Origin of the sequence: Stenotrophomonas pictorum JCM 9942 (assembly GCF_001431585.1) — a bacterium.
In the GTDB taxonomy this organism is placed as follows: Bacteria; Pseudomonadota; Gammaproteobacteria; order Xanthomonadales; family Xanthomonadaceae; genus Stenotrophomonas; species Stenotrophomonas pictorum.
The window spans coordinates 1-745 of sequence record NZ_LLXS01000076.1 but is presented as its reverse complement, the minus strand read 5'-3'; the positions used below and the strand labels follow the sequence as shown (position 1 = coordinate 745).

Annotated in this window: 1 protein-coding gene; it reads right to left on the bottom strand. The window is 69.3% G+C overall.

Annotated features, from left to right (window positions below; genetic code table 11):
* Positions 1-246 precede the first annotated feature (246 nt).
* Positions 247-745: IS91 family transposase (locus tag ARC78_RS15925; RefSeq protein WP_057506637.1), on the bottom strand; the 499-nt coding region annotated here is incomplete at its 5' end.

Below are 745 nucleotides of genomic sequence, written 5' to 3'. Positions count from 1 at the left end.
GGGGTATAGGAAGTTCAACCGCCCTTTTTGGCGAGTCTGGCGGGTAGGCGGCGGTCGCGCAAGCGCCGCTTTGGGCACAGATCGGGGGTTCATGCGTGGGTTTTCGACATCGCGGGGCCACGCAGCGGCTCAGTGCGTAGCCATTTCTCACCGAATCCCGGCACAGGGCCGAGCGCAGCCCTGCGGGGTCGTGGCCGCATCGGATCGGACTCTGGCTTGGCTGCCGGCTGTGTGGCCGGCACCTCGTCACGCGGCCGGCGGCGGCGCGCGCGCTGCGGGCCGGTAGTGCGCTTGCTCCAGCGCGCCGTGCTTCTCGAAGTGGGCGAGGATGGCGCGGATGGCGGTGGGTTCCTCGATGCTGGCGACGATCCGTACCGCGCCGCCGCAGTGGGCGCAGGTGGTGATGTCGATGGAAAAGACCCGCTTGAGCCGTTGCGCCCAGCTCATCGCACGGCGCTTCTGCTCGGGGCTGCGCGGCTCGTCGTGGGCGCTGACGTCCACTGGCGCCGCATCGCCCGCAGGCCGCTTGCCGCGCCCCGAGGGCGTCAGCTGCGCACGCAGGTTTGCATTCGGGGCGAATACGCCGTGGAAGCGGGTGAGATGCGCGCGAGGTGGCGGGACCAGTGCCGCCAGCTTGGCGATGAAGTCCACCGCATCCCATTCGACATGCGTGGTCCCATTTCGCCACGGCGTCTTGAGCTGATACCGCGCCCTACCCTGCGGTGAGATCGACAGTCGCTGCTCG